Origin of the sequence: Stappia sp. MMSF_3263 (assembly GCF_030733745.1) — a bacterium.
In the GTDB taxonomy this organism is placed as follows: domain Bacteria; phylum Pseudomonadota; class Alphaproteobacteria; order Rhizobiales; family Stappiaceae; genus Stappia.
Genome location: NZ_JASHIK010000021.1, coordinates 15,264 through 39,101 on the forward strand (window position 1 = coordinate 15,264; position 23,838 = coordinate 39,101).

Below are 23,838 nucleotides of genomic sequence, written 5' to 3' on the forward strand. Positions count from 1 at the left end.
AGCGAGCCGAAAACGATATAAGAATCAATAAAATGAACGGCAAAGACCGTCACAAACCAACCAGAACGAGGGACAGATGAAGAGCATGAAAACCTGGACGGCCGCAGCCGTCGCGCTTCTCTCCATGAGCACCGCCACCTTTGCCGCCGACACGATCAAGATCGGCGAAATCAACCACTACAAGCGCATGGCCGCCTTCGCCGAGCCCTACAAGAAGGGCATCGAACTGGCGCTAAAGGAGGTCAATGATGCCGGCGGCGTGCTCGGCAAGCCGCTGGAGTTCATCTTCCGCGACGACGACGGCAAGCCGGGCGACGCGGTCAAGATCGCCGAGGAACTGATGACGCGCGAAGGCGCGGTGATGCTGACCGGCACGATCCTGTCCAATGTCGGCCTCGCCATCTCCTCCTATGCGGGCGAGAAGGGCTACATCTACCTTGCCTCCGAGCCGCTGGCCGACGATCTCGTCTGGAAGTCGGGCAATCCCTACACGTTCCGCCTGCGCACCTCGACCTATGTCCAGGCGGCGATGCTCGCCGAGGAAGCCGCCAAGACGGACGCGGTCCGCTATGCGACCATCGCGCCGAACTACGCCTACGGTACGGCGGCGGTGGAAGCCTTCAAGGAGAACCTGAAGCGCCTGAAGCCCGAAGTCGAGTTCGTCACCGAGCAGTGGCCGGCGCTGTTCAAGATCGACGCCGGCGCCGAGGTGCAGGCGATCGAGCGCGCCAAGCCCGACGCGATCTACAACGTCACCTTCGGCACCGACCTGCAGAAGTTCGTCCGCGAGGGCACGACCCGCGGCGTGTTCGAAGGCCGCAAGGTCTACGGTCTGCTGACCGGCGAGCCGGAATACATGGATCCGCTCGGGGAGGAGTCGCCGGAAGGCTGGGTCGTCACCGGCTACCCCTGGTATGCGATCACCGACGGTCCGGGAAAGACCTTCGTCGACGCCTACATGGCCGCTTTCCCGGGCGAGACCCCGAAGATCGGCAGCCTGGTCGGCTACATGACGGTCGAGAGCATCGCCGCCCTCATCAAGAAGGCCGGTTCGACCGAGACGCCGGCCCTGCTCGAGGCGTTCAAGGACCTCAAGGTCGCGACCCCGATGGGCGAGATCACCTACCGGGCGCTCGACCACCAGTCGACCATGGGTGCCTATATCGGCGTGACCGCGGTCGAGAACGGCAAGGGCGTGATGCGCGACTGGTCGTACAAGGACCCGGCGCCCTACATGCCGAGCGACGAGGCGATCGCGGCGATGCGCCCGGCCAAGTAAGCCGGACGCTCCCGCCTACCTGACAGGCCCGCCGCCCGACGCGCGGCGGCGGGCACCGCCCCCCTTATCTCGAACAGAAAGATGGCCATGGGTCTCTTTGTGGCACAGCTCCTCACCGGGCTTGCGAATGCGGCAGCCTTGTTCCTCGTCGCTTCCGGACTGTCGCTGATCTTCGGCGTGACGCGTATCGTCAACTTCGCGCACGGATCGCTCTACATGATCGGCGCCTATGTGGGCGTTACCCTGATGAACGTACTTCCCGGCCATTTCGGCTTCTGGGGATCGATCGTGCTCGCCGGCCTGATCACCGGCCTGATCGGCGTCGTCATCGAGATGTGCGTCCTGCGCCCGGTCTACAAGGCGCCGGAGCTGTTCCAGCTGGTCGCGACCTTCGGCGTCATCCTCGTCATCCAGGACCTGGCCCTGATGATCTGGGGCGCGGAGGACAAGCTCGGTCCCCGGGCACCGGGGCTGAAGTCCGTCGTGCGCATCCTCGGCGAGCCGGTGCCGCAATACGACCTCGCCCTCATCGCGATCACCCCGTTCATCCTCTTCGCGCTGTGGTGGCTCATCACCAAGACGCGCGTCGGCATCCTGGTCCGCGCGGCGACCCAGGACCGCGAGATGGTCGGCGCACTCGGCGTCAACCAGGCCTGGCTCTTCACCGGCGTCTTCTTCCTCGGCTCGGCGCTTGCAGGTCTGGGCGGCGCGATCCAGCTGCCCAAGGGCGGTGCCGACCTGCTGATGGATCTCAACATCATCTCCGCCGTCTTCGTCGTCGTCGTCATTGGCGGCATGGGCTCGATCACCGGCGCATTCCTGGCCTCGGTGCTGATCTCCGTGCTCAACGTGTTCGGCGTCACCTACCTGCCCCAGAGTACACTCGTGCTCATGTACGTGGTCATGGCGGTGGTGCTGCTGGTGCGTCCCTACGGCCTGTTCGGCCGCGAGGAGAAGGCCGGCGAGCACGGCCAGGTCGGCGAACCCGACCGCCCGATACGCCCCTTCGGCAAGATGGGCATGGCACTCACCTCGCTCCTGCTGCTCGGTCTCGCCCTCGTTCCCTTCCTGGGGTCCAGCTTTGCCCAGGTGCTGATCGTCGACATCCTGATCTTCTGCCTCTTCGCCGCTTCGCTGCAGTTCATCCTGAGCACCGGCGGCCTCGTCAGCTTCGGCCACGCGCTGTTCTATGGCGGCGGCGCCTATGCCGCGGCCCTGCTGATGAGCTATGCCGACACGCCGATGGAGGTGGCCTTCATTCTGGCGCCGATCTCCGCCGGTCTCCTCGCCCTTGTCGTCGGCTGGTTCTGCATCCGGCTCAGCGGCGTCTACTTCGCCATGCTGACGCTGGCCTTCAGCCAGCTCGGCTGGTCCCTCGTCTTCCAGTGGAACGAGGTCACCGGCGGCGATGACGGGCTCGTCAACATCTGGCCCTCGGCCTGGCTCTCGGACACCACGACCTATTACTATTTCGCGCTGGTCTTCGTGACGGCCGGCATCCTGTTCCTGCGCCACGTCATCCACGCGCCCTTCGGCTACGCGTTGCGGGCGGCCCGCGACAGCGCCCGCCAGGCGGAGGCAACCGGCATCGACGTGCGCAAGGTGCAGTGGATGTCGTTCGCACTGGCCGGGGCGATCGCCGGTCTTGCGGGAGCCCTCTTCGTCTTCTCCAAGGGCTCGATTTTCCCGAACGAGCTGCAGATATCCAAGAGCTTCGACGCGCTGATCGTGGTCTTCCTCGGCGGCGTGAAGACGCTTTCGGGCGGCATCGTCGGCGCCACGTTCCTGGAGGGCGCCAAGGACTGGCTCATCCGCCTCGAATACTGGCGGCTGGTTCTGGGCCTCGTCATCATCTTCGTCGTCATCATCGCGCCGGACGGCATCGTCGGCACCCTGCGCAGGCTGGGCGAACGCCTCGGCCTGCGCCGGCAAGAGGAGTTCATGCGATGACCGCCGTCCTCAAGGTCACGGACCTCGTCAGGCATTTCGGCGGCATCAAGGCCGTCAACAATGTCAGCTTCGAGGTAGCGCCTGGCGAATTGCGGGCGCTGATCGGACCAAATGGCGCCGGCAAGTCCACCTGCTTCAACATGCTCATGGGCCAGTTGAAGCCGACCGCCGGAAAGGTCTTCCTCAACGGCGAGGACATTACCGGACGACCGCCCCGGGAAATCTGGCGCTTGGGCGTCGGACGCACGTTCCAGATCACCGGCACGTATCAGAGCATGACGGTGGCCGAGAATGTGCAGATGGCGCTGATTTCCCACAACAGGAAACTCTTCTCCGTCCTGCCGCGCGCGCACCGGCTCTACCGGGAGGAGGCACTGGACCTGCTGGAGACCGTGGGCATGGTCGACCAGGCCGACCGGGCCTGCGCGATCCTTGCCTATGGCGACCTGAAGCGCCTGGAACTTGCCATCGCGCTCGCCAACTCGCCCCGACTGCTCCTGATGGACGAACCGACCGCCGGCATGGCGCCGCGCGAGCGGATCAACCTGATGCAGCTGACCTCCGACATCGTGCGCGACCGCGGGGTCAGCGTCCTCTTCACGGAGCATGACATGGACGTCGTCTTCGCCCACTCCCACCACATCATGGTGCTCAACCGCGGCGAGTTGATCGCCGAAGGCTCGGCGGCCGAGGTGCGCGCCGATGCCCGCGTACAGGAAGTCTATCTCGGCGGGGGCACGCTGTTTGCTGCGGAGGACGCCCATGCTTGAGGTCAGCGCGCTCAACAGTTTCTACGGCAAGGCCCATATCCTCAACGACCTGAGCTTCAAGGTGGAGCGCGGCGAGGTCGTCGCCCTTCTCGGGCGCAACGGCGCCGGCAAGACCACCACCATGAAATCGCTGATGCAACTGGTGCGGCCACGTTCTGGCCAGGTGATCTTCGACGGAACGAGGATCACCGGCCTGCCGGCCCACAAGGCGGCGCGCCTCGGCCTCGGCTATGTTCCCGAAGAGCGGCGGATATTCTCCGACCTCACCATCCTGGAAAACCTCGAGGTTGGCCGGCAGCGCCCGCGCGAGGGAGCGCCCGCATGGACGCTGGAGGCCCTGTTCGAGCTCTTTCCCAATCTCTGGGAGAGACGCAACAACCGGGGCAAGGCCATGTCGGGCGGCGAGCAGCAGATGCTGACAATCGCCCGCACGCTGATGGGCAATCCGAAGCTCCTCCTGCTCGACGAGCCGTCGGAGGGCATCGCCCCGGTGATCGTGGAACAGATGGCGCGAACCATCGTGCGCCTCAAGAACGAGGGGCTGACCGTCATCATCTCCGAGCAGAACCTTCATTTCGCGCGCATGGTGGCCGACCGCGCCGTCATCATCGAAGGCGGCGAGAAGAAATTCGACGGGAGTTTCTCCGAACTTGAAAAGCATCCGGAGATCCGCGATGCCTACCTTTCTGTGTGAGACCGGCCCTCGGGCGGCTGCAAGCGGGAAGACCATGTGAACGATCGCAGCGACGATACGGACAAGGGAACGGCCGCGCCGCTTCCCGACCACGGCTATGTCATCGACGAACAGGTCGGCTATCTTCTGCGCAAGGCCTACCAGCGCAACGCCGTGATCTTTTCCGAACACATCGGCGACCTGACGCCGACGCAGCTTGCCATGCTCGCCCGGCTGACCGAACTCAGGTCCGTCTCCCAGAACCGGCTCGGGCGCAAGGTCGGTCTCGATGTCGCGACCACGAAGGGCGTCGTCGACCGGCTGACGGCGCGGGGCCTGCTTCAGCTCGACCGGGATCCTTCCGACCGCCGCCGCCAGCTCGTCTCGCTGACCGAGGAAGGCTGGCGGGTGTACCAACACGCCGCCCCGCTCGGGCTCAAGGTGAGCGAGGAGACGCTGGCCCCGCTGACCCAGGCCGAGCAGCGCACCCTCCATCGCCTGCTGAAGAAGCTGCAGTAGACCGGCTCGCGGCCGCCCCGAAAGCCGCAGCGGAGAGCCAAGACCCGCCCGGGACCTTCACCCGGCAATCGTCAGCGCCCGGCGATCTCCAGGATCGCGTCGATGTCGAGGGACGCCTCCAGATGGGCGGCAAGGCGGTCGAGCGCCGTCTCGATGCCGCCTTCATAGGCAAGCCGCGAGGCCGCGCCGAACCGCGCCAGGAAGGCGGCGCGGAAGGCATCGGAGGCAAACAGCCCGTGCACATAGGTGCCCATGACGAGGCCGCTTGCGCAGACCGCCCCGTCCGGGTGCGGCGCGTCGGTGCCTGTCGCGACCGAGGCGAAGGGCCGGGCGCAGTCCGCACCTTGCGTGCGGCCGATATGGATCTCGTAGCCGGAAAAACCCTCGCCGCTGGCCAGATGCCGGCCCGAGACCTCGACCAACCGCTTGTCCGGCGTCAGCACGGTGTCGACGTCAAGCAGGCCGAGGCCGGCGACGGTGCCGGGCCTGCCCTCGATGCCGTCCGGATCGGCAATGGAGCGCCCCAGCATCTGGTAGCCGCCGCAAATGCCGATCACCTGACCCCCGCGCCGCACATGGGCGGCAATGTCGATGTCCCAGCCCTGCGCCCGCAGGAAGGCGAGATCGCCAACGGTCGACTTGGAACCGGGGAGCAGGACGAGATCGGCATCGCCGGGCAGCGGCTCGCGCGGGCCGACCAGTTCCAGCGTCACGCCGGGCTCCAGCCGCAGCGGATCGAGATCGTCGAAATTGGCGATGCGGCTGATCACCGGCACGGCGATCTTCACCGACCCGTCGCCCTCGCCCTCCTCCAGCCCAAGCGCGTCCTCGGCCGGCAGGCGGTGGGCATCGGCAAACCAAGGCACGACGCCGAGCGGGCGCCAGCCGGTGCGCGCGGCGATCTCGCGCACGCCTTCATCGAAGAGCGACACATCGCCCCGGAATCGGTTGACGAGAAAGGCCTTGATGCGGGCCCGCTCATCCTCGGGCAGGATTGCATGGGTGCCGACGAGCGAGGCGATCACCCCGCCCCGGTCGATGTCGCCGCACAGCGCCACGGGAATGTCGGCGGCCTGCGCAAAGCCCATGTTGGCGATGTCGCCGGCGCGCAGGTTGATCTCCGCCGGCGAGCCCGCCCCTTCCACCAGGACGAGGTCGGCACCGTCGCAGACGATGCCGAAGCTCTCCAGAACCCTGGGCAGCAGCTCGGCCTTGCGGCTGCCGTATTCGCGCGCCCGCATGGTGCCGGCTCGCCTGCCCTGCACGATGACCTGCGCCCCGACATCGGTCTCGGGCTTCAACAGCACCGGGTTCATGTGAACCGACAGCGGCACGCGCGCGGCGATCGCCTGCAAGGCCTGCGCCCGGCCGATCTCGCCGCCGTCACTGGTGACGGCCGCGTTGTTCGACATGTTCTGCGGCTTGAAGGGGCGGACCTTCAATCCCCGGTCGGCGAAGAGACGGCACAGGCCGGCGACGATCAGGCTCTTGCCGACATTGGAGCCGGTACCCTGGATCATCAGGGCGGGGGTGCGGCGGGCGATCACCCCGCGCGCTCCCGGTCAGCGCCATAGGGGCGGAACTCGTCCGGCACCGGCAGTCTGGTCAGGTGCAATTCCAGCGCAAGCCGGATGGTCGGCCTGACGGCAAAGAGGATCGAGCCGATCAGGAACAGCCACGTGCCGGCGAACAGCAGGCTGTCGTAGAAGAAGAACACGCTGCCGACGACGAACAGGACGGCCGCGAGAAATTCCACCAGCGTGCGAAACAGCTCATAGCGGCGCACCAACTCGGCATGATCGGGCGAGGCGCGGCGAAGGTCGGAGCTGAAGAATTTCATGAAACCCCACTGCGCAATACGCATGATATCCTTTTAGGCTCAGGAGTCCGCTTCTGAAAGCAACCCCATCATCATTTTAATCATTCTTAATATATTCAATCAGATTTTTTGAAATACTTTTACATTGAATATCAGTTGACTCGACAATGTTATAGGGGAGCGAAATCATATAGTACTTACCAGTGGGCGGCCAATTGACATGCCCCGGGGAGCAGCGTGGAAACCCACCATCCACCTTCCTTGAAATATCGTTATGTATTATTCCCAATGTATCGAGTACGTCGGGTGACACCCCATAATTCAGGCAATCATAGGTCGCACCATCAGGTCCCATAAAAAGTATTGGGAACCTGCTTCCCGTTTGTGCAATCGCCTGCTGCACCTCTGACACATAGGGCGCCCAGGCTAACGGGCACCTGGGTCCAGCGCTATATGCAGGGTGCGTAAGCATTGAGACCGCCATCAACGCGAACATCGTCAGACGGGAAAGTTTCCAAGAAATGCCCATGCCATCACTTTCAAAAAAACCATCGAAACGCATCAGAACTCGATCCCCTCCTGCGGCTTCACGCCGGAGCGGAACGGGTGCTTGATCTGGGTCATCTCGGTGACGAGGTCGGCGATCTCGATCAGCTCGTCCTTGGCGTTGCGCCCGGTGATGACGACATGCACGTCCTCGGGCTTCTCATCCTTGAGGAAGGCGACGACCTCCTCGATCGGCAGGTAGTCGTAGCGCAGCACGATGTTCAGCTCGTCGCACAGCACGATCCGGTGCTCGCGCGAGCGGATCAGCTCCTTGGCGGCCTCCCAGGCGGCGCGGGCCGCGTCGATGTCGCGCTGGCGGTCCTGGGTCTCCCAGGTGAAGCCCTCGCCCATGCGCTTGATGGTGACGAGGTCGGAGAAGCGCTCCAGCGCCATGCGCTCGCCGGTCTCGATGCGGCCCTTGACGAACTGCACCACGGCGACCTTGTGGCCATGGCCGAGCGAGCGGAAGACCATGCCGAAGCCGGCCGTCGACTTGCCCTTGCCCTTGCCGGTATGGACGATCAGGAGGCCCTTCTCGATGGTCTTGGTGGCCATGATCTTGTCGCGCGCCGCCTTCTTCTTGCGCATCTTGTCGGCATGGCGGGCGTTGAGTTCCTCTTCGGTCATTTCCGCCTTCTTGTCGCTCATCCGGTCGTCTCCCTTTCCTCAGGCCCTGGGGCGTCGATGCCCTGGCCGTCAATGTTCAATGCGGCGCGTGTCGAGTTGCGGCGCGGGCGCCAGAGGCCCCGCTCGACCGCCTCGCGGAACCGCGCCTTGATTTCCTCAAGCGCCTTCGGATTGGCCTCGGCGAGAAACGCGCGCACCGTCTCGTCGTCCAGATAGGCATCATAAAGCTGGTCGAAGTGATGGTCGCCGACCGCGTTGGTGGTGGCGGAAAAGGCGAAGAGATAGTCCACCGTCGCGGCGATCTCGAAGGCGCCCTTGTAGCCGTGGCGCATGACGCCGGCGATCCATTTCGGATTGGCTGCGCGGCCGCGCACGACCCGGCCGATCTCCTCGGCAAGCGAGCGGATCACCGGGCGCTCGGGGCGCGAATGGTCGTTGTGCCAGACCCGGGGCGCGGCGCCCTTCAGCGTCTCAACCGTGGCGGCAAGCCCGCCCTCGAACTGGTAGTAGTCGTCGCTGTCGAGCAGGTCGTGCTCGCGGTTGTCCTGGTTGTGCAGGACCGCGTCGACCTGCGACAGGCGCGTCTCGAAGGCGGACCGCGCGCCCTCGCCCGACGCCCCGCCGCCATAGGCGTAGGAGCCCCAGGCAAGGAAGGCGTCGGCGAAATCGGCGCGGCTCTCCCAGATGCCCTCGTCGATCAGCGCCTGCAGCCCGGCGCCATAGGCTCCCGGCTTCGAGCCGAAGACGCGGAAAAGCGACCGGCGGCGGGCGTCGGCAGGTGCGAGCCCTTCGCCCTCCAGCCGGGCGGTCTCGGCGCGGGCGCGGGCGGCAAGCGGATTGGCGTCGTCCGGCTCGTCGAGCGCGGCGATGGCAGCCACCGCCGACTGGAACAGGTCGATCTGGTGCGGGAAGGCATCGCGGAAGAAGCCGGAAATGCGCAAGGTGACGTCGACGCGGGGACGGCCGAGTTCAGCAAGGGCCAGAATGTCGAATCCGGTGACGCGGCCCGAACCCGGCTCCCATTTCGGCCGGGCGCCGATCAGGGCCAGGGCCTGGGCGACATCGTCGCCGCCGGTGCGCATGTTGGCCGTGCCCCAGCATGTGAGCACGAGAGCGGCTGGATACTCGCCCTCCTCCTGGAAATGGCGCTCGACGAGCCGTTCCGCGCTCGCCGCCCCGATACGCCAGGAGGTTTCGGTCGGCACGGCGCGCACATCGACGGAATAGAAGTTGCGGCCAGTCGGCAGCACGTCCGGCCGTCCGCGCGTCGGCGCGCCGGACGGGCCCGGAGCCACGAAACGCCCCGACAGGCCGGCAAGGACGCCGGCGGTTTCCGCCTCGCCCGACGAGGCAACGGCCGGGCGGATGCGGCTTTCGATCTCCTCCAGCACGGCGGCGGTGGAGGCAAAGCCCTCCGGCGCGCGTCCCTCCGCGACCAGTCGTTCGGCGAGCAATTCCAGCCGCTCGACCGTGTCGCCGCAGGTGCGCCAGGGACTGTCGAAGAGCGTGGCGAGCCTTTCGGGGCGCGGGCCGGTCCAGGGCAGCTCGTAGGCGCAGGCAAGCGGGTCGAAGTCCTCAAGCCCCAGATCGCGGGCCAACGCCCGCGTGATCCCTTCGTGCGCCGGCCCCTCACCGCGCGGCACGCGGGTCAGCGCCACCAGCAGCGCGTCAAGCAGGGTCCCTTGCGGCGCCGCACCCAGCACATGCAGCCCGTCGCGGATCTGCATCTCCTTGAGGTCGCACAGATGCGCGTCGAGCCGGGCAAGGCGGGTTTCCTCGTCCATCTCGCCGGTGATGCCGATGTCGCGGTCGAGGCCGTGACGGGTCGCGGCCTCGAGAATGTCGCGGGTCAGCGCCTTCAACCGGCGCGGATCGACGCCCTGGGCGAGATAATACTCGTCGAGCAACACCTCAAGTTCGGCGGCAACGCCGTGGCTTTCGGCGCGCGCCAGCGGCGGCGTCAGGTGGTCGACGATGACGGCGGAGGTGCGGCGCTTGGCCTGCGCCCCCTCGCCCGGATCGTTGACGATAAAGGGGTAGATGTTGGGCACCGGGCCGAGCACCGCCTCGGGGAAGCAGTTTTCCGACAGCGCCAGCGCCTTGCCGGGCAGCCATTCGAGATTGCCGTGCTTGCCCAGATGCACGACCGCATGGATGCCGAACACCTCGCGCAGCCAGATGTAGAAGGCGAAATAGTGATGCGGCGGCACGAGGTCCGGATCGTGATAGGTCGCCTTGGGATCGATGTTGTAGCCGCGCGCCGGCTGGATGCCGACCACCGCGTTGCCGAAGCGGGTGACGGCAAGGCGGAAGGCACCCTCCTCCACATGCGGATCGTCTTGCGGCGCACCCCAGCGGGCGGTGACGGCCTCGCGCACCGCCCGCGGCAGGCGGGCGAAATGCGCCGCATAGTCGGCAAGCGGCAGCGCCGCGCCGCCATGGCGGACACGGCGAGAGGCGAGATCGTTGGTCGGCCCGTCGCTGATCATCGCCATCAGCGCGGCGGAGTCCTCCGGCGCGCCGTCGATGCGGTAGCCGTCCGATGACAGCGCCCGCAGCAGGGCCGCACAGGAGGCGGGCGTGTCGAGACCGACGCCATTGGCGAGCCGGCCGTCCTTGTTGGGGTAGTTGGCAAGGATCAGCGCGACCTTGCGCCCGGCGGCGGGTGTCGCGGAGAGACGCGCGATGCGGGCGGCCTGCGCCGCGACGAAGGCGATGCGGTCGGGTTTGGGCACGAAGCGCATGGTCGAGGACTGGGTAAGCGGATCGCGCGGCGCCTGCTCCTTGAAGGAAACGGCGCGGGTGAGAATGCGCCCGTCGACCTCCGGCATCACCACATGCATGGCAAGGTCGCGGATCGACAGGCCCTGGTCGGCGTCGCGCCAGCCTTCCTCCGACGAGGAGGAGAACACCACCTGCAGAACCGGCGCGCCCGGCGCGTCGAGCGGGGTCGGCCGGTGGTCGCGCCCGGCACTGCCGACGGCGAAGGCGGTGGCGTTGAGCACCACGGCGGGCGGCGCCTCGTCAAAGAGCGCGGCAAGGACGGCGGCGGATTCGGCCTCCTTCAGCGAGGAGACGAAGACGGGCAGCGGGTTGACACCCTCGGTTTTCAGGGCCTCGCACAGCGCCTCGACCGGCTCGGTCGCAGCCCCTTGCATGAGTGCCCGGTAGAAGACGATGGCGGCGACGGGTGCGGCCGGGTCGGTCCATGTCGCCTTCAGGTCGGCGAGCGTCGGGCGGGAGCGGCCCGGCAGGAACAGGCCGGCGCGCGGAAGGGCGCGCGGCGGATCGGGCTCGGCCGCGCCGTCGAGCAGATGGTGGGCGTAGCACAGCAGATTGCCAAGGTTCTCCGCGCCGCCCTCGGCGAGATAGCGCCAGAGCCGCTCGACCGCTTCCAGCGGCAGCGTCGAGCGGGCGGCAAGGGCCTCGTCCCAGCGGTCATCGCCCGGCAGGATCGCGAGATGCAGCCCCTCGCCGCGCGCCACCTCGGTCAGCCGGTCGACGCCATAGGGCCAGTATTCCGCGCCGCCGAGCAGGCGGACGATGACCAGCCGCGAGCCGGCAACCGTCGCCCCGGCATACATGTCGACCGAATAGGGATGCGACAGTGCCATCAGGTTGGCGAGGCGCAACGAGGGACCGTCCGCCCCCCGCATGGCAGCGACACTCGCCAGCGAGGCGAGCTCGGTGTCGGCCGCCGACAGGAAGACGATGTCGGCCGGCGACTGACCGAGATCGACCGCCTCGTCACCCTGGTCGATGCGTCCGCTGCGTCCGGCGAGAATATGCATGCCGCTACCTGTCCTGTCCTGCGGGGGGCTGCCCGGTCACGCGGCTAGCGCGTTGGCGAGCAGTCCCTCGACGCGAGCAAGGTCGAAGCCGGCAAGGCCGATGACGACGACGCGGCCCGGCGCGCGGGCGTCGCGGGCAAACCATGTCTCGACGCGCGGGCCGACCGCCTGGACCATGGCCGGCGCGGCCTTGCCCTCGACGGCGACCGCGCCCTTGATGCGCAGCACGCCGGGGACCGCCATGGCGGCGGCGACACGCGCCTCCAGGTCCTTGAGCGAGGCGAGCTGCGGCAGCGCGATCACGTGGCTGGCGAACTCGTCATGGTCGTGGTCATGATGATGGTGGTGGTCGTGATCATGGTCGTGGTCATGATCGTCGTCGTGATCATGGTCGTGATCGTGATGGCTCTCGTGATGGCTTTGGCGGCCATGCATGTCCTCTTCCGAGGCGCTCATGCGTCCAAGCAGCACGTCGGCGGCCAGCACGCCCTTTTCCGCCGTGACGATCTCCACCGCCGGACGGACGCGGGCCGCCACTTCGGCGCGGACGCGGGCGAGCGTCTCGCCGTCGACAAGGTCGGCCTTGTTCAGCACAACCAGATCGGCGCAGACGAGCTGGTCCTCGAACAGTTCCTCGATCGGGCTTTCATGGTCGAGCGCCTCGTCGGCGGCGCGCTGCGCGGCCAGCGCCGCCTCGTTTCCGGTGACCCGGCCTTCGGCGACGGCAGCCGCATCGACAACCGTGACGACAGCATCGACCGTGACCCTCGTCCTGACGCTCGGCCAGTTGAAGGCACGCACCAGCGGTTGCGGCAGGGCAAGGCCCGAAGTCTCGATGACGATGTGGTCGGGCGCTTCGTCGCGGGCGATCAGCATTTCCATGGTGGGGAGGAAATCATCGGCGACGGTGCAGCAGATGCAGCCGTTGGTCAGCTCGACCACATCATCGGCGGCGCAGTCGGGATCGGCGCAACCGTCGACCAGCGAACCGTCAAAGCCCATGTCGCCGAACTCGTTGACGATGAGGGCGATGCGCTTGCCCTTGGCCTCGCGCAGCAGGTTGGCGAGCAGCGTCGTCTTGCCGGCTCCCAGGAAGCCGGTGACGATGGTGGCCGGGATCTTGCCGGGGGTGTTGCCCGGGGTATTGGCGGTGGTCATAGACGGATCTCCGGTTGCGCAGGAGCGGGTTTGAGAACGAGCGGCAGGCCGGCGGCGACGAGCACGACGGCATCCGCGATTTGGGCAATATGACGGTTGAGGCGGCCCTGTTCGTCGCGAAAGCGGCGCGCGAGCGCGTTTTCCGGCACGATGCCCGAACCGACCTCGTTGGTGACGAGAACGACCGGACCGGCGGCGGAGCGCAGCGCATCGGCAAGACGGTCCGTTTCGGCCGGAATGTCGGCCTCGGCAAAGAGCAGGTTGGACAGCCAAAGGGTCAGACAGTCGACGAGAACGGCCCGTGCGGGCCCTGCTTCGCGGCCAATCACGGCGGCGATGTCGCGCGGTTCCTCGATGGTGGTCCAGCCCTCACCCCGCTGCTCGCGGTGGCGGGCGATGCGGGCGCTCATCTCGGCATCGAACGCGGCGCAGGTGGCGACATAGACGGGATCGCGGGAGCTGGCCGCGACCAGTCGCTCCGCATGCAGGCTCTTGCCGGAGCGGGCGCCGCCGGTGACGAGCACGGTGCGGGGGGAATGAGCGGCGCTCACGGCGTGCGTCCGCGACTGTCCACGTCGCAACAGATGCGGGAGCGGTTTACGGCGCCTGCGCGACACCGGCCCTTGAGAGGGACCTGGCCCTTGAAAGGGATCATCTGGCCTCCTGCCGTCCACCCGACGGCGCGTGACGTTTCGGGCCGGAACCCGCACGGGTTCCGGATGGTCCGGCTCGTCTCCTGGCTCGCGGGTCAAAGCCTTGCTCCTGCCCTTCCCGGCCCCTGAAAGGGCCAGTGGTTTTCGCAGGAAGGCTCGCCGCTCACAGTTGCGGGGGCAGCTGCGGATTCGGGATCCCGAGTTGGGTCCTCCCCCACCGCATTCCGAATTTCCCCTCTTCCTCGGGCTTCGCCCGTCGAAGAGGACCGGACGTCCTTCTTAACGCGGCAGCCGGCTCACAACAAGCGCAAGCACGAACGACAACGTGCGGCACGCGCGGCGGTTGAAAGAGCTCCCGCACCATCGCCCCGCGGTCCGCCCGGCAACGGCGCGCGCCGCGGCGCAAGGCGCTCTTGTGGAAAAGTTTTGCGACAAAGTGCTTGGCAAGGGTAGGATGCGTTTGCTATACGCCTCGCACCGACGCGATGGATGCCATCGCATCGCTACGTGATCCCCGGTAGCTCAGTGGTAGAGCAAGCGGCTGTTAACCGCTTGGTCGCTGGTTCGAATCCGGCCCGGGGAGCCACCGCCTTTTCTACGCTGCGAAACGAAGCAACGCGACACGGTACGCGGCTATTCATACAGACTTCGGTGTCGAGTGGCGCTTCACGAGATCATTCGAGACAGTGTCGATGATTTCACCGGAAAGTGCCGGATCGGGCACCACGCGGGATAGGACAACCGATCCTATCATCTCTGCGAGAGCGGCGATCGCTCCACTCCGCTTAGCAATCGGGTCTCCTCCTGGCACGAGCGCGGTGAGAAGCTGGATATAGTTACTGACGATGCTGCCGAAGAACTCCCGCAGCGCCGGATCGTCGTGCCGGGCCGCGTCGGCAGCCAGCGACGCGAGGCTACACCCGTGTCCCGGGTCATCCCGGTGATAATCCGAAACGTAGTGGCGCACGAGCGTCTGCAGCGGATCATCACTAGCAGCAAGACGGCGCGCCAGGTCCTCGCTCATATCGTCATAGGCCCGCTTGACGGCTTGAACGACGAGGTCGTCCTTCGACTTGAACTGCCGGTAGAAGCCTCCGTGGGTGAGCCCGGCCGCTTTCATTAAGTCGACCACGCCAATCCCGTCGAACCCTCGTTCGCGGAAGAGCCTTGCGGCGGTGTCAATTACCCGCTCGCGATTCTGCTCGACCGTTTCCTTGCTCACTTTCACGACCGCATTCCTCATTTAATGATGATGACCGACATATAAGCCGGGTGTGACTCCTTTCGCCAGATCAGGTGTCCGTCCCAAAATGGCGCTTGACAATGATTACGACCATAATCATATATCTCAATGATGTCGAACATAATCATTATAGTTCATTGAAGAAGGAATTCGAAATGGCCCAGGGTCAATCGCGCGCGACGAATGAAAAGGTCGCCCTTATCACTGGGGCATCCGGCGGAATTGGACTGGCAGCGGGGCAGGCCCTCATTCGCGCGGGGTATCGGGTGTTCGGCACCAGCCGCCACGCGACGCCTGGCGAGACGCGTCAGGGCATTCAGATGGTCCGGTGTGACGTGACCAATGCCGAGTCCGTCAAGCAGGTGGTCGCAGACGTGGTCGCGGCTGCAGGTCGCATCGATGTGCTGGTCAACAATGCCGGCCGCAGCCTGATCGGCGCCGCCGAGGAATCATCGCTGGAGCAGGCGCAAAGCCTGTTCGACATCAATGTCTACGGCATGCTGCGGACGACTCGTGCGGTCTTGCCCACCATGCGCAGCCAGCGCAGCGGCCGTATCATCAACATCAGCTCGGTGGCCGGCTTTCTGCCCGGTCCTTACACCGCGCTCTACAACGCCACGAAGCACGCCGTCGAAGGCTATTCCGAGTCCCTCGATCACGAGCTTCGTTCGTTCGGAATCCGTGTGTCTTTGATCGAACCCGTCTTCACCCGCACCGCGCTGGAAGAGCATGGGGAAAAGCCGGACCAGATTCTGAGCGTCTACGACAAGGGCCGCGCCGCAGCGATTTCGACGTGGCGCAATGGCATCGCCAATGGCGATCCGGTCGAAGCCGTCGCGGACAAGGTGGTGCAGGCGGCCACGGATAAAGAGCCAAGCATCCGCTACACGCCTGGCAAAATGGCTGGCCGCCTCCGTCTCATGCGGCGGTTCGTGCCGGAGAAGATGTTCGAAAAAAGCTTCCGCAAGCAGATGGGCGTGGTCGACTAAGCGGTCGACCGCCCCCGCCTGGCTTTCAAGGCTGCGACATGACCGCCCACGCAGCCAGATGCCCCTCCCGCAAACCTTTTCCTCCAGGAGATTTAGAAATGCCGCAGGACACAGTTCAAAAGACCCGCGCGCTGCTCGCCAATCCGGGCCGCCGCCAAGCAATGATCGCAAGCGTCGCGGCGCTCACCGCGCTTTCATTGCCCGCGCCGATACGAGCGCAAACGGTGACATCCTCAAGCGTGGCCACGCGCTTTGTCGATGTTGATGGGCGCAGGCTCGCCTATCGTTCGGTCGGCGAAGGCAAGCCTATCGTGTTGGCCCACCGCTTCCGGGGCGTCCTGGGGCTTTGGGATCCAGCCTTCATCGACGCCTTGGCGGCCCAGGGCTTTCAGGTCGTCACCTTCGACCATTCCGGCTTTGGCCTCTCGACCGGCCAGAGGTCGTACAATCCCACCTCTCTGGTGAAGGACGCCAAGGATTTGATCGACGCCTTGGGCCTCAGGGATGTCGTGATTGGCGGCTGGTCCTTCGGTGCGATTGTGGCGGAAATCTATGTGGCGATGTTCGGACCCACGGTCAGCCACGCGGTGCTGATCGCAGGCACGCCGCCGGGGCCGCTCGTCAAACCCGGGCAACAGCGCTTCTACGACCTGGCGGCGCAGGATCACGCGACCCTCGAGCAGTACACCGGCATGTTCTTCGATCCGGATGACGCGGCCAGCCGCGCCGCGTCGAAGCGCTCGTTCGATCGGATCTATTCCAGCGCGAACGTCCGTAGCCCGGACATTCCGGCCGATTGGGCGATCGCGCAGGTTCCTCGCACCCCGCCGAATCCGGTGTTTCCGTCCAACGATGTGCTGAATGCGTTGAAAAACACCAACGTTCCCATTCTGCACTTGAATGGCGACCGTGACCTCTCGTTCCCCGTCGAGAACTGGTACGCGCTGAACGGGCAGTTCCCGACCCTTAGCTTAATCACCTACCCCCGAGCCGGACACGCAGCACACTTTCAATATCCCGAACTCGCTGCGACTCACATCGCCGCCTTCATCCGCGACACGAAGAAAATCTGACGCTGCGGGCATTGGGCAACCCACCCGCTAAGCCGACCTTCGCTCGTCCAAACGCTACCCAGTCATAGGAGTGATCCATGAAATACTACCTCTGCAAATACATTCCCCCGCGCGAAGATTTCCTGCCGACGATGACGGACCAGGAGAAGCAATGGATGGCCCAGCACGGTGCTTTTCTGGACGATCTGCTCAGCAAGGGGACCGTCGTCGCCCATGGCCCCGTCATGGATCCGAACGGAGGTTATGGCGTCTCGCTCTACCGGATCGCCGACGACCAGGACATCGAGGCCTTCACCTCGCAAGACCCGATCGTGAAGAATGGCGCCGGCCACTACGAGCATCATCCGATGCTTCATCTGAAGGCGCGGGACTGACGCCCGCCTCGACCAATTTAACCTCAATACTCAACAAAGGCTTCGAGCTGTCCGCAGTTCGATGTGGAGAATAGCTATGTCCACCGCACTCATCACCGGCGCTTCTAGCGGCATCGGCGCCGTCTATGCGCGCCGCCTGGCCGCCCGCGGCCATGATCTGGTCATCGTCGCCCGCGCAACCGACCGGCTGAACACGCTCGCCGAGGAGCTGCGCGCCGCCCATGGCGTCGCAATCGAAGTTATCACCGCCGATCTCACCGACGGAGCCGAACTCGAACCCGTCCTCGAGCGCCTGCGCTCCGATCCGCCGATCGACATTCTCGTCAACAATGCCGGCGCGGGCCTGCTTGGAAATTTCGCGACCGCGAATCCCGACGAGATGTACAAGCTGCTGCGCCTGAACGTCCTCGCGCCGACCTTGCTCACCTCCGCCGTGATCGGCGGCATGGTCGAGCGCGGCAGCGGTTCGATCATCAATGTCGCGTCGGTGCTGGCGCTTCTGCCCGAATATTCCGCCGGCATCTACGCGGCGACCAAGTCCTATGTGCTGACGCTGTCGCAGAGCCTCGCGGCCGAGGTCAATTCGAAGGGCGTTTATGTGCAGGCGGTGCTCCCCGCGGCCACGCGCACGGAAATCTACGATCGCGCAGGCGGCGACATCAGCAAGGTTCCAGACGTCATGGAGGTCGACGACCTGGTCGATGCGGCGCTCGTCGGGTTCGACCGGAAGGAACTGGTGACGATCCCGCCGGTGCCCGACGTCGCGGCGTGGGATTCCTTTGAGCAGGCGCGCGGCGTTTTGGCGTCAGGTTTCAGCAACTCCAAACCAGCCGCGCGCTATCGAGGCTGAAGCGCATGGCCGGCCCCATAGATTCCGTGGCCAATTCTTATAAGCAGGCCCTCTTCACACATGCGGGCCAGGTAGCAGCGAGGGACGCCGATGTTCGTCAGGTCGCGCGTCCGCACCACGCCGCGCTCGTTCGCCAAGGCGACGGCTCGGTCCCTCAGCGAGGGTTTTGGGCCGCCGGCGAAGCGTAGCGCTTCTGCGCGATCCCGGTCTCGCTTGCGCATTTTGGGCAGCTCTGGCGTAGTTGGGAGTAGGGAAATCGAGAACTCGTAGTTCGCGTCTTCGCCGACCCCGGCGAGCCACTCCTTCTTTCTCTTCCCCCTCCCGACAGCCTGAACGCCTCCCTCGCCTCCCGCAGGGCACGGGTCCTTTCGTTCGGCGCCCGTCCCCCGCCTGTTGCGCCCATTCTCACGTCTTTCCGGCGAGCGCATGGGCGACCAGCGCGTTGGCATGGCCGTGGCCAAGGCCATGGGTCTGCTTCAGCCAGTTCACCAGTTCCATGTGCTTCATGCCGTCCTGCGCGTGGATCAGCGCGATCCACTCGCCGACAGGCCGGCCGTATGTCTTCTCGATGGAGGGGAAGTAGGAGGCCGGCCCCTTGACCTTCGGCTTTTCGTTCGATGTCGACATGATCTTGTCCTTTCAAGAAACATGCGGCGCGCGGGTGCTCACAGGTCCTGCTGCCAGATGGTGTCGCTCGGATGGATGCAGATGATCTCGAGCCTGTCACTGCCGACATTGAGGAAACGATGCGGAACATCGGCCGGGGCGACGACGATGTCGCCGGCCGTGGCACGGATGCGCTCCTTGCCGACGGTGAACTCCGCCTCGCCCCGCTGCACCACCCAGGTCTCCCGATAGGGGTGCAGGTGAAGCCCCGAGCCCTTCCCCGGATCCTTGCGCGACAGGAACATCGACACCGGCGAGGCGAAATCGCGCCCCTCGAAACGCACGGTCTGGCTCTCGCCCGTTTCCAAACGATGGTGACGCTTGACGCGGGCAACGATCATGGCAACCTCCACTTGTCTTTGCGGGAAGATAAATGACAAGGATTTATCTTTGTGTAAAGATAAACCTCTCCGCGCCGAGGGAGTGCGCCACGTGCCCACGCCCGCTATAGCTGGAACGAGCGGACAGGTGCGGCCCACAAAATGGCGAGGCGACCGGGCAGAAGGGAACGAGGATGACGGGGAGCGCGATGGCGGATCATGTCGACAGGTTACGGGCACAATGGGCGCGGGAGATTCCCGGTCTCGACACCGAGCCAATGGCGATCCTGGGCCGTGCCCGGCGGCTTTCCCTGCTGGCGTCCGGCGGCATCGAGCGGACCTTCGCGAGCTTCGGACTGGATCGCGGCGAGTTCGACGTGATCTCGACCCTGCGCCGCGCCGGAGCGCCCTACCGGCTGACCCCGACGGAGCTCTATTCGACGCTGATGATCTCCTCGGGGGGCCTGACACACCGCCTCGCCCGGCTGGAAAAGGCCGGGCTCGTCCTGCGCGAGAAATCGTCCAGCGACGGGCGCAGCCTGGAGGTCGTGTTGAGCGAGGCGGGCATCGCGCTTGCCGAACAGGCCTTCCGCGCCGACATGGCGGACGAGATGCGCCATCTCGCCCATCTAACCGCGGAGGAGCGCGAGATGCTGGCTGGCCTGCTGCGCAAGCTGCTCGCTGGCGTGGAGCACGAGGCGGACGGCGGGAGTTGACGCTCCCGCCGCGGGCCTATCGGCGGAGGCCGCCCCGCCCTGTCCTGAGTTCAGCCTGCCCGTATAAGCACCCGCGTGCCCCAGGGATCGTCGAGCCGGAGTTCGCCCTCCCCCGCGACTGCTTCCAGGCCGGCGGCCGCGGCCTTCTCGGCAAGGGCCTCAAGGCGCTCCCCGTCGCCGACCACGATCTCAAGCATCTCCAGGCCGGCATGGCCCGGCTTTCGCGGCGGCGCGCCACGGCTGTTCCAGATGTTGCCGGCAAGCTGGTGGTGATAGCCGCCCGAGCCGAAGAAGCTGGCGCCAGGGTAGCGCTTGGCAATGTCGAAGCCGAGAAGGCCGGCATAGAAGCGCTCGGCCTCGGCCGTGTCGCCGACCTGAAGATGGACATGGCCGACAATGGTGCCAGCCGGCGCGCCGGCCCACCGGGTCCCGGCCGCCTCGGCGAGCAGGCTCTCCACATCCAGCGGATCGGTCGACATCTCGATATCGCCATTGGAGTCGGTCCAGCCGGCCGGCGGCCGGTCGGCATAGATCTCGATGCCGTTTCCTTCCGGATCGGCGAGATAGACCGCCTCGCTGACCTTGTGATCGGACGCGCCCTGAACACGCAGCCCCGCCTGCGCCGCGAATGCGAGCCAGCGGCCGAGATCGGCACGAGCGGGAAGCAGGAAGGCGGTGTGGAAGAGGCCGGCTCCGCCGCGCGGCGTGGCCTGCAAGGCCGGATCGCCATGCAGCTCCAGAAAAGGCGTGCCTCCGGCACCGAGCAGATGTGTCTCGCCGCGATCCTCGGCAAGCACCAGGCCGAGCGCGTCGCGGTAGAAGCCCGAGACGCGTTCAAGATCGCGCACGGCGAGGCGGACGCGGCCGATGCGCATGGGGGCGGCAGCCATGTCGAAACGGTCTGCCGGGGCAAGGGTGGTCGCGGTCATCGTCGATCTCCGGTCAAAAGGCGCAGGTGTGACACCGGCACCAATCCTCTTGTCCGGAAATCTGGTTTAATCGACAAGCAAATACAATACCGCGATCAATGACAGCATCGTTCGAGAAAGGTGAACGATGCACCTTGACCCGCCAGGCGGACCGCCCTGACCAACGCCAATCCCAGCCGATGCGGCCGGCGCACCTCAGGCGGCCGCGAACCGGGCAAGGAATTCGTCGACGGAGGCGCGAAGGCTGGCCGCCTCCCGGTGCACGGTCCGCGACAGTTCGCGGACGGCGGCCGCGCTCTCACCGGAATGGTCAATGGCGGCGGACATCTCACCCATGGTGTCGGCCACCTCGCTGGTGCGCGCGGAGGCCTGCTGCGCGTGCTGGCTGATATCGTTGGTCGCGCCGCCCTGCTGGGCGACGGCCTCGGCGATCGAGCCGGTGAACCCGTCGATGTCCTGCATGGTGCGGGTGATCTCGCCGATCGCCTCGACCGCCTCGTCGGTGGAGGCCTGGATGGCGGCAATCTGCGAACCGATCTCTTCCGTTGCCTTCGAGGTTTGCGTCGCCAGTTCCTTCACCTCCGCAGCGACGACCGCGAACCCCTTGCCGGCCTCGCCGGCGCGCGCCGCCTCGATGGTGGCGTTGAGGGCGAGAAGATTGGTCTGTTCGGCAATCGCCTGGATCAGCGTCACCACTTCGCCGATCTTGGTGGCGCCCGCGGCAAGATGCGAAACGGTCTCGTTGGTCTTGTGGGCATGGCCCGAGGCACGGGTCACGACTTCCGTGGTGGAAGACACCTGGCGCGCGATCTCCGAGATCGAGGAACTCAGCTCCTCCGCCGCCGCGGCCACCGTCTGGACGTTGTCCGACGCGTGTCGCGAGGAACTCGTCGTGCTTTGTGAAAGCTCGCTGGACCGCTCCGTCATCCGGTCGAGCGTATCGACGGCACCGAGAAGACTGGCCGCGGCGCTATCGAGACTGTCGAAATAGGCCTGTGTCGTCTCGTGGAAGGCCTCGGCCGTCTGCTTCTGGAGCGCCTTCTGCTCGGTCGCGCGATGCGCCTCGCTCTCCGTCGCCCGGGCGGCAAGCTCGCGCTGGTGGACAACACCTTCCCGGAACTGGCCCAGCGTCTCGCGCAGTCGCCCAAGTTCGTCATTGGCCGTCCAGCCGGGAACCGGCCGGTCGGTGTCGCCATCCGCATAAGCGCGCGCCACCTTGTCCAGGTCGCGCAGACGCGAGGCAATGAAGCGCTGTATGTAGAACAGGCCGCCGAGAAGCACGGCCAGCATCATGCCGAACCCGGCAAGACCGATGACACGGGCGGTCTCCGTCTCGCGGCGCAGATCGGCAAGGCTTGCCGCCATCTGCCCGTGGATGAGTTCCTCGGCCTCGTCGGCGCGGGCGATAAACCGCTCGAAGGTCTGGTCGAAGAGCTCATCGGCCTGCGAACCGGCAGCCTCTCCGCTGTCCTGTCCCGCTGCCAGCGACGAATATCGCTTGCGCGCGACCTCCTCGAACACGTCGATCTGCGCGCCGACATCCTGCATGATCGCGCGAACCGCCGCATTGTCACTCGGATAGAACGTCCCCTCGTCGTTGCGCCCGCCCTCGAGAACGGCTTTCGCGTAGAAACGCGCCTCGCCGATCAGCCGCCAGACCTCGTCGATGCTCTCGCCGTCATCGCCGGACATGATCTCCTCGAACAGGAGATGCGCATGCGTTGCCGTCAGCTTGATCTCCATCGCCGCATCGGCGAGCGGCGCTTCCCGTTCACCAAGGGAGATGCCGTTCTCGCCAACGCGCTGGGTCGCGTTGAACGACAGCAGGCTGGCGACGACGGACACACCGATGAGAAGGACCATCGTCGCTCCCATCTTGTGCGCCACTCCGATATTCAGGCTGATTTTCCGCATATTCTCCGCTCCGGTCATCGCACCGCAACGTCAAGGTTCCGGAGAAATACGTAAAGAAGCGGTAAAATGCCGCAAGGGCAGAACAAACGTCTGTCCGATATGACAGAATCGGTGCCATCCCCAGATTCGTTCGAATCAGGGCTTTAAAAAACACGATTTCCCGGCCAAGGGGCGAAACACGGCCACGCGGGGAGAGGCAAGCATGTCTCCCCGCGCGGCCGACCGCCGCGCGCCCGCGCCAGGGCGCGCGGTGGGTCTCTTCGTGACCTGAAGCGCGGGCCTTACGAGGCCGGCAGCAGCACGGTGTCGACCACGTGGATGACGCCGTTCGACTGGTCGACATCGGCGATGGTGACGGTCGCCATGTTGCCCTGGCCGTCCTCGATCATGATCTTGCCGTCCTTGGTGCGAGCGGTGAACTCGCAACCGCCGACGGTCTTGACCGGATGGGCTCCGCCATCATCCGCGATCATCTTGTTGATCGCCGAGGACATGGCATCGGCGGCCACCACGTGGCAGGTCAGGATCCTGGTGAGCTGGTCCTTGTTTTCCGGCTTCAGCAGCGTGGCGACTGTCCCCTCGGGCAGCTTGTCGAAAGCGGCATTGGTCGGGGCGAACACCGTGAACGGCCCCTCGCCCTGCAGCGTCTCGACGAGGCCGGCGGCCTTGACCGCGGCGACGAGGGTCGTGTGATCCTTCGAGTTGACGGCATTCTCGACGATGTTCTTTTCCGCATACATCGGTGCGCCGCCGACCATCGGGTTGTCGGCGAAGGCGGCAGGGGCGGCCAGCGTGGCGGCGAAGGCGGCGGAAACGAGAAGCTTTGCAGAACGCGTGAACATGAAGTTTCTCCTGTGAATTCGTTTTGACGGTGCCGGGCGGCGGCTTGGAGCACGCCTTTTCCCGACACATCAGGAGCTACCGGAGGATGTCCGGAAAGGTTTCAGTCCGAACGATCACGGGTTCGTGAGATAACGAG

General features: G+C 65.7%; 24 protein-coding genes, 1 tRNA gene and 1 riboswitch. Of the genes, 11 read left to right on the forward strand and 14 right to left on the reverse strand.

Annotation, left to right across the window (positions count from 1 at the left end):
* The first annotated feature begins 76 nt into the window (after window positions 1–76).
* The 5 genes from RBB46_RS19025 (at window position 77) to RBB46_RS19045 (ending at window position 5,191) form a co-directional block, all read left to right on the forward strand.
* Window positions 77–1,279, forward strand: coding sequence for an ABC transporter substrate-binding protein (locus tag RBB46_RS19025; protein WP_306030604.1), 1,203 nt, complete (start codon window positions 77–79; stop codon window positions 1,277–1,279).
* Window positions 1,280–1,366: 87 nt separating this feature from the next.
* The gene (locus RBB46_RS19030; RefSeq protein WP_306030605.1) at window positions 1,367–3,229 is read left to right on the forward strand and encodes an ABC transporter permease; all 1,863 of its coding nucleotides are present in this window, start codon (window positions 1,367–1,369) and stop codon (window positions 3,227–3,229) included.
* On the forward strand, window positions 3,226–3,999 hold the full coding sequence (locus tag RBB46_RS19035; RefSeq protein WP_306030606.1) for an ABC transporter ATP-binding protein: 774 nt from the start codon (window positions 3,226–3,228) through the stop codon (window positions 3,997–3,999). Before RBB46_RS19030 ends, RBB46_RS19035 begins: the two co-directional genes overlap by 4 nt.
* Window positions 3,992–4,693 carry an ABC transporter ATP-binding protein gene (locus tag RBB46_RS19040; RefSeq protein ID WP_306030607.1) on the forward strand — a complete coding sequence of 234 codons (702 nt, stop codon included), beginning with the start codon at window positions 3,992–3,994 and terminating at the stop codon, window positions 4,691–4,693. Before RBB46_RS19035 ends, RBB46_RS19040 begins: the two co-directional genes overlap by 8 nt.
* Window positions 4,694–4,729: 36 nt before the next feature.
* A complete protein-coding gene (locus tag RBB46_RS19045) occupies window positions 4,730–5,191 on the forward strand; it encodes a MarR family winged helix-turn-helix transcriptional regulator (protein ID WP_306030608.1) in 462 nt (153 codons plus the stop codon).
* 71 nt (window positions 5,192–5,262) lie between these two features.
* Here RBB46_RS19045 and RBB46_RS19050 read toward each other — a convergent pair whose 3' ends face one another.
* The 7 genes from RBB46_RS19050 to cobU are packed head-to-tail and all read right to left on the reverse strand — an operon-like array spanning window position 5,263 to window position 13,683.
* Complete coding sequence (locus RBB46_RS19050) at window positions 5,263–6,711, reverse strand: cobyric acid synthase (RefSeq protein WP_306030675.1); 1,449 nt, start codon at window positions 6,709–6,711, stop codon at window positions 5,263–5,265.
* Between the two features lie 23 nt (window positions 6,712–6,734).
* Window positions 6,735–7,055, reverse strand: a complete 321-nt coding sequence (locus tag RBB46_RS19055) for a YrhK family protein (RefSeq protein ID WP_306030609.1) — start codon at window positions 7,053–7,055, stop codon at window positions 6,735–6,737.
* Between the two features lie 52 nt (window positions 7,056–7,107).
* Window positions 7,108–7,572, reverse strand: a complete 465-nt coding sequence (locus RBB46_RS19060; RefSeq protein WP_306030610.1) for a hypothetical protein — start codon at window positions 7,570–7,572, stop codon at window positions 7,108–7,110.
* Window positions 7,572–8,204 carry a cob(I)yrinic acid a,c-diamide adenosyltransferase gene (gene cobO, locus RBB46_RS19065; protein ID WP_306030611.1) on the reverse strand — a complete coding sequence of 211 codons (633 nt, stop codon included), beginning with the start codon at window positions 8,202–8,204 and terminating at the stop codon, window positions 7,572–7,574. The genes RBB46_RS19060 and cobO overlap by 1 nt, the downstream gene beginning before the upstream one ends.
* Window positions 8,201–11,974: a cobaltochelatase subunit CobN gene (gene cobN / locus RBB46_RS19070; RefSeq protein WP_306030612.1), complete on the reverse strand. Its 3,774-nt coding sequence runs from the start codon at window positions 11,972–11,974 to the stop codon at window positions 8,201–8,203. Before cobN ends, cobO begins: the two co-directional genes overlap by 4 nt.
* Window positions 11,975–12,010: 36 nt before the next feature.
* Window positions 12,011–13,132: a cobalamin biosynthesis protein CobW gene (gene cobW / locus RBB46_RS19075; protein WP_306030613.1), complete on the reverse strand. Its 1,122-nt coding sequence runs from the start codon at window positions 13,130–13,132 to the stop codon at window positions 12,011–12,013.
* Window positions 13,129–13,683: a bifunctional adenosylcobinamide kinase/adenosylcobinamide-phosphate guanylyltransferase gene (cobU, locus tag RBB46_RS19080; RefSeq protein WP_306030614.1), complete on the reverse strand. Its 555-nt coding sequence runs from the start codon at window positions 13,681–13,683 to the stop codon at window positions 13,129–13,131. The genes cobW and cobU overlap by 4 nt, the downstream gene beginning before the upstream one ends.
* A gap of 157 nt (window positions 13,684–13,840) precedes the next feature.
* Window positions 13,841–14,071, reverse strand: a riboswitch (cobalamin riboswitch).
* A gap of 225 nt (window positions 14,072–14,296) precedes the next feature.
* Between cobU and RBB46_RS19085 the strand changes: the two genes are divergently transcribed.
* Window positions 14,297–14,371: transfer RNA gene (locus RBB46_RS19085), tRNA-Asn, on the forward strand.
* Window positions 14,372–14,422: 51 nt separating this feature from the next.
* On the opposite strand, the gene RBB46_RS19090 is transcribed toward RBB46_RS19085, so the two are convergent.
* Complete coding sequence (locus RBB46_RS19090) at window positions 14,423–15,013, reverse strand: TetR/AcrR family transcriptional regulator (RefSeq protein ID WP_306030615.1); 591 nt, start codon at window positions 15,011–15,013, stop codon at window positions 14,423–14,425.
* A 170-nt stretch (window positions 15,014–15,183) separates the two neighbouring features.
* Here RBB46_RS19090 and RBB46_RS19095 point away from each other — a divergent pair, with 170 nt between their 5' ends.
* The 4 genes from RBB46_RS19095 (at window position 15,184) to RBB46_RS19110 (ending at window position 18,314) form a co-directional block, all read left to right on the forward strand.
* Entirely contained in the window at window positions 15,184–16,017 is an 834-nt protein-coding gene (locus RBB46_RS19095) for an oxidoreductase (RefSeq protein ID WP_306030616.1), read from the forward strand.
* Window positions 16,018–16,115: 98 nt separating this feature from the next.
* Entirely contained in the window at window positions 16,116–17,090 is a 975-nt protein-coding gene (locus tag RBB46_RS19100; RefSeq protein ID WP_306030617.1) for an alpha/beta fold hydrolase, read from the forward strand.
* Between the two features lie 77 nt (window positions 17,091–17,167).
* Window positions 17,168–17,464, forward strand: coding sequence for a YciI family protein (locus RBB46_RS19105; protein WP_306030618.1), 297 nt, complete (start codon window positions 17,168–17,170; stop codon window positions 17,462–17,464).
* A gap of 76 nt (window positions 17,465–17,540) precedes the next feature.
* On the forward strand, window positions 17,541–18,314 hold the full coding sequence (locus tag RBB46_RS19110; RefSeq protein ID WP_306030619.1) for an SDR family oxidoreductase: 774 nt from the start codon (window positions 17,541–17,543) through the stop codon (window positions 18,312–18,314).
* Here the strand turns inward: RBB46_RS19110 and RBB46_RS23265 are convergent.
* Genes RBB46_RS23265 through RBB46_RS19125 form a run of 3 tightly spaced genes read right to left on the reverse strand, consistent with a single transcriptional unit; the run spans window position 18,302 to window position 19,321 of the window.
* Window positions 18,302–18,781, reverse strand: coding sequence for a type IV toxin-antitoxin system AbiEi family antitoxin domain-containing protein (locus RBB46_RS23265; RefSeq protein WP_336623181.1), 480 nt, complete (start codon window positions 18,779–18,781; stop codon window positions 18,302–18,304). The genes RBB46_RS19110 and RBB46_RS23265 overlap by 13 nt on opposite strands.
* Window positions 18,720–18,941, reverse strand: coding sequence for a DUF4287 domain-containing protein (locus RBB46_RS19120; RefSeq protein WP_306030621.1), 222 nt, complete (start codon window positions 18,939–18,941; stop codon window positions 18,720–18,722). Before RBB46_RS19120 ends, RBB46_RS23265 begins: the two co-directional genes overlap by 62 nt.
* Window positions 18,942–18,979: 38 nt before the next feature.
* The gene (locus RBB46_RS19125; RefSeq protein WP_306030622.1) at window positions 18,980–19,321 is read right to left on the reverse strand and encodes a cupin domain-containing protein; all 342 of its coding nucleotides are present in this window, start codon (window positions 19,319–19,321) and stop codon (window positions 18,980–18,982) included.
* A 173-nt stretch (window positions 19,322–19,494) separates the two neighbouring features.
* Between RBB46_RS19125 and RBB46_RS19130 the strand changes: the two genes are divergently transcribed.
* On the forward strand, window positions 19,495–20,016 hold the full coding sequence (locus RBB46_RS19130) for a MarR family winged helix-turn-helix transcriptional regulator (RefSeq protein ID WP_306030623.1): 522 nt from the start codon (window positions 19,495–19,497) through the stop codon (window positions 20,014–20,016).
* Between the two features lie 50 nt (window positions 20,017–20,066).
* Here RBB46_RS19130 and RBB46_RS19135 read toward each other — a convergent pair whose 3' ends face one another.
* The 3 genes from RBB46_RS19135 to RBB46_RS19145 all read right to left on the reverse strand — a co-directional run bounded on the left by RBB46_RS19135 (window position 20,067) and on the right by RBB46_RS19145 (window position 23,701).
* The gene (locus tag RBB46_RS19135; RefSeq protein ID WP_306030624.1) at window positions 20,067–20,945 is read right to left on the reverse strand and encodes a VOC family protein; all 879 of its coding nucleotides are present in this window, start codon (window positions 20,943–20,945) and stop codon (window positions 20,067–20,069) included.
* Between the two features lie 195 nt (window positions 20,946–21,140).
* Window positions 21,141–22,859, reverse strand: coding sequence for a methyl-accepting chemotaxis protein (locus tag RBB46_RS19140; RefSeq protein ID WP_306030625.1), 1,719 nt, complete (start codon window positions 22,857–22,859; stop codon window positions 21,141–21,143).
* Between the two features lie 281 nt (window positions 22,860–23,140).
* Window positions 23,141–23,701: a fasciclin domain-containing protein gene (locus tag RBB46_RS19145; protein WP_306030626.1), complete on the reverse strand. Its 561-nt coding sequence runs from the start codon at window positions 23,699–23,701 to the stop codon at window positions 23,141–23,143.
* Between the last annotated feature and the right edge of the window lie 137 nt (window positions 23,702–23,838).